We start from the raw sequence: 4235 nt of genomic DNA on the forward strand, positions 1-4235 counted from the left end.
CCGGTTGCGGCCCTCCGGGCGGCGCCGCGCCGCCGGATTCCGGCCGCTCTTGGACGGATGGTGGTGCACGACCAGCTCCTGCACGTATGCGAGGCCCCACCCGGCGGCGGCCAGGTCGAGAGCGAGGAGCTCCTCCTCGCCGCCGAAGTGCAGGACGTCGGAGAAGCCCCCGGCGTCCAGGAACGCGTCGCGGCGGACGATCACCGAGCACGCGAGGAAGCCGAGGATCGCGGGTCCGGGCAGGCCGTCCGGCCGGCCGAGGGGCGAGCGCGCCATCCCCTCCGACACCGGCTCCAGCCGCTCGTCCTCGCCGACGAGGACGCGGGCGGCCAGCAGCGCCGTCCGCGGGTGGGCGTCGAGGATCTCCACGGCCCGCTCCAGCGCCCCGGGCGCCCACCAGGAGTCGTCGTCGGCGAAGGCGACGTAGCGGGTCGCCGCTTCGCGCGCGCCGGCGTTGCGGGCGGCGGCGCCGAGGTTGCGGGACAGCCTCAGCACCCGGGCACCGGCCGCCTCCGCGACCTCCGCGGTGCCGTCGGCGGAGGCGTTGTCGGCCACGATCACCGGGGCGGTGTGCCGGGCGAGGCTGCGGCGCAGCTCGTCGGCCCGGTCGCGGGTCGCGACCACGATCGTCACGTCGCTCATGGGCTCCCTCCCGGTCTCAGCTGACGTACCGGCGGGCCTTGGACGCCCGCTGCGCCTCCTCCAGGCTGCGCAGCCTGGCCTCGACGTCGCGCGGCAGCGCGCGGCGCTCCCGGGCGACCCAGCGGAGCCCGGCGGCGGCCTCGGCGAGCGCGCCCGCGGTGACTCGGTCGCGCGGCAGCGTGCGCAGCAGCCCGGCCGTACGGCGCAGCACGACCGGCAGCGGGCGGCGCAGCCAGGTGAACCAGAGCGTGTTGCGGATGCCGTGCCGGCGCCGCAGGTGGGCCTCGCGCAGCGGCGACGGCTCGTGGTGCACGACGACGTCCTCGGCGTAGCACAGGTGCCAGCCGAGGGCCATCAGGTCGGCGCTGAGCAGCTCCTCCTCGCCGCCCAGCCACAGCCGGGCGGAGAACCCGCCGGCCTCCCGGAACGCCTCCGCCCGCACCATGGACGCCCCGGCCAGGAACGAGCCGAGCGCGGGGCCCGGCAGCCAGGACGGCCCCGGGACGGGCGAGTCGCGCAGCTCCGGGACGATCGGGTCCTCGCGCCCGCCGGGCTCGACCAGGATGCGGCCGGTCACGACGGCGAGCCGCGGGTGGGCGTCCAGCAGGGCGGCGGCGCGCGGCAGCGCGCCCGGCTCCCACCAGGTGTCGTCGTCGCAGAACGCCACGTACGGGGTCCGGACGTGGTCGACGGCGAGGTTGCGGGCGACGGCGCCGAGGTTGCGCTGGGACCGGATCAGCCGGAACTCCGGATGCTCCTCGGCGACGGCGTCGGGCGTCCCGTCCCGCGAGGCGTTGTCCACCACGATCACGGGGGGCGCCTCGGGCAGCGCCCGGAGCCGGGAGAGGGTCGCCAGCAGGGAACGCCGGCGGTCACGGGTGATCACGACGAGGGTGCAGCGCATGGCACGCCCCGTACCCGAGGCGCACGCCTCCATGTGCCGCGCAGGGGGCGGGCGCGGGAGGCCGCATCACCTGTCACTTCGCTCACCAGCGACTTTTTCTCCCACGGCGTTTAGAGGGCGACTCCCCGGTAATGCACCAAATCACCTATAGGGGATTTGCTCCCAACGACATCCCCGGGTCCGATGCCCACGACGGAGGCATCGCCACTTCACCGAACGCTGCGCCGAAACGGGGCTGCACATGCGCGTGCTCGGAATCAACGCGATATTCCATGACCCGGCCGCCGCCCTCGTGGTGGACGGGACGGTCGTGGCCGCGGCGGAGGAGGAACGCTTCAGCCGCCGCAAGCACGGGAAACGGCCCGTCGCCTTCTCCGCCTGGGAACCTCCTGAGCAGGCGGCCCGGTGGTGCCTGGACCGGGCCGGGCTCGAACCCGGCGACCTCGACGCCGTCGCCTACTCCTACGACCCCGACCTGGTCGAACCCGGCCTGGACGGCCACGACGAGCAGTGGGAAAGGCTGCGGACGCTGTACGCGCAACGCGCCCCCAACTTCCTGTCGGCCGCGCTTCCGGGGCTCGACCCCGGGATCGTCCGGTACGTCCCGCACCATGTCGCGCACGCCGCGTCCGCCGCGCTGGCCGCGCCGGGTCCCGGCGACGGCGACGTCCTCGTGCTGGACGGCCGCGGCGAGTCGCACTCGCACCTCGCCGGGACCTACGGCGACGGCGTCCTGACCACGCTGCACGCGCAGCGCCTGCCGCACTCGCTCGGCCTCATGTACGAGGACCTCACCCAGCATCTCGGCTTCCTGCGCTCCAGCGACGAGTACAAGGTGATGGCGCTGGCCTCCTACGGCGAGCCCCGGTTCCTGGACGAGCTGCGCGAGCAGGTGCTCGCCACCGGCGACGGCGGCTTCGCGGTCGCGCCGATCGACTGGGGCGCGCTCGCCAAGGCGCGGGCGGCCGACGGCGAGTGGACCCGCGACCACGCCGACCTCGCCGCCAGCGTCCAGGCGCGGCTCGAAGAGGTGCTGCTGGATCTGGCGTCGTGGCTGCACGACCGGACCGGGTCGCGCCGGCTGATGCTCGCCGGCGGCGTCGCGCTGAACTGCGTGGCGAACTCCCGGCTCGCCGAGGACGGGCCCTACGACGACATCTGGGTGCAGCCCGCGGCGGGCGACGCGGGCACCGCGCTCGGCGCCGCGCTCCACCTCGCCCAGGGCGGCGGCGACCGGGTCACCGCGATGCCGGGCGCCGACCTCGGCCGCGAATGGGACGACGCCGAGCTCGCACGGCGGCTCGACACCGCCAAGGTCCCCTACGAGCGTCCGGCGGACCTCGCGGCGACCGTCGCCGAGGCGCTGGCGCGCAACGAGATCGTCGCCTGGTTCCAGGGCCGCTCCGAGTTCGGCCCGCGCGCGCTGGGGCACCGGTCGCTGCTCGCGCATCCCGGCCACGCCGCCAATGTCGAGCGGCTCAACGACGTGAAGGGCCGCGAGCAGTTCCGGCCCATCGCGCCGATGGTCGCGCTGGAGCACGCGACGGAGATCTTCGAGGGCCCGATCCCGAGCCCGTACATGCTGTTCGTGCACCGCGTCCGCCCGGAGTGGCGGGAGCGGATCCCGGCGGTCGTCCACGTGGACGGCACCGCGCGGATCCAGACCGTCGAGGCCGAGCACGAGCCGCTCGTCGCGCGGCTGCTGGAGGAGTTCCGGCGGCGCACCGGCGTGCCGGTCGTCGTCAACACCAGCCTCAACACCGCCGGGCGGCCCATGGTCGACGACCCGCGCGACGCGCTGGAGTGCTTCGGCTCCGCGCCGGTGGACCTGCTGGCCATCGGGCCCTACGTCGTCCGCCGCCGGGAGGTGCACGCCCGATGAGCTGCACCGTCGTCGTCCCGACGATCGGCAGGCCGAGCCTGCGCGCCGTCCTGGACGCGCTGCTGGAGTCGATCGCCGGCGGCCCCGGGCCCGCTCCGCACGAGATCATCGTGGTGGACGACCGGCCCGCGCACGGCGCGCCGCTGCCGCTGCCGGACTCGGGCGGGCGGCGCATCCGGGTGATCCGCTCCGGCGGGCGGGGCCCGGCCGCCGCGCGCAACGCCGGCTGGCGCGCCGCCGCCACCGAATGGGTCGCCTTCCTGGACGACGACGTCGTCCCCGATCCCGACTGGACGCGGCGGCTGAACAACGACCTGTCCGGGCTGCCGCCGAAGGTGGCGGGCTCGCAGGGCCGCGTCACCGTGCCGCTGCCGGAGGACCGCCGCCCCACCGACTGGGAACGCAACACCGCCGGGCTCGCCGGCGCCGACTGGATCACCGCCGACATGGCCTACCGGCGCGGCGTCCTCGCCGAGCTGGGCGGCTTCGACGAGCGGTTCCGCCGCGCCTACCGGGAGGACGCCGACCTCGCGCTGCGCGCCCTGGCCTCGGGGCACGACCTCGTGCGAGGCGAGCGGCACGTGACGCATCCGGTGCGTCCGGCAGGTTTCTGGGCGTCGGTGCGCGCCCAGGCGGGTAACGCCGATGACATCCTCATGTGGCGGGTCCACGGCGGCGGCTGGCGGGCCCGCGCGGGTGAGGGCAAGGGGCTGCTGCGCCGCCACGCCATGACCACGGCGGCCGGGGTCGACGCCGCCGCGGCGGCGCTCGCGGCGCTGCGCGGAAACCGCGCGGCCGCCGGCGTCG

The 4235-nt window shown here is 75.7% G+C and carries 4 protein-coding genes; 2 read left to right on the forward strand and 2 right to left on the reverse strand.

Features of this window, described 5'->3' with window-relative positions:
• Together ABD296_RS48925 and ABD296_RS48930 are read right to left on the reverse strand one after the other, a co-directional pair.
• Window positions 1-642, reverse strand: a 642-nt coding sequence (locus ABD296_RS48925; RefSeq protein WP_344285247.1) for a glycosyltransferase family 2 protein, incomplete at its 3' end; no start/stop codon positions are given.
• 16 nt (window positions 643-658) lie between these two features.
• Window positions 659-1546 carry a glycosyltransferase family 2 protein gene (locus ABD296_RS48930; protein ID WP_344285249.1) on the reverse strand — a complete coding sequence of 296 codons (888 nt, stop codon included), beginning with the start codon at window positions 1544-1546 and terminating at the stop codon, window positions 659-661.
• Between the two features lie 241 nt (window positions 1547-1787).
• Between ABD296_RS48930 and ABD296_RS48935 the strand changes: the two genes are divergently transcribed.
• Window positions 1788-3428, forward strand: coding sequence for a carbamoyltransferase family protein (locus ABD296_RS48935; protein WP_344285251.1), 1641 nt, complete (start codon window positions 1788-1790; stop codon window positions 3426-3428).
• Window positions 3425-4235, forward strand: an 811-nt coding sequence (locus tag ABD296_RS48940; protein ID WP_344285254.1) for a glycosyltransferase family 2 protein, incomplete at its 3' end; no start/stop codon positions are given. The genes ABD296_RS48935 and ABD296_RS48940, both read left to right, overlap by 4 nt.

It is taken from the genome of Actinomadura napierensis (assembly GCF_039529375.1).
GTDB classification, from domain to species: domain Bacteria; phylum Actinomycetota; class Actinomycetes; order Streptosporangiales; family Streptosporangiaceae; genus Spirillospora; species Spirillospora napierensis.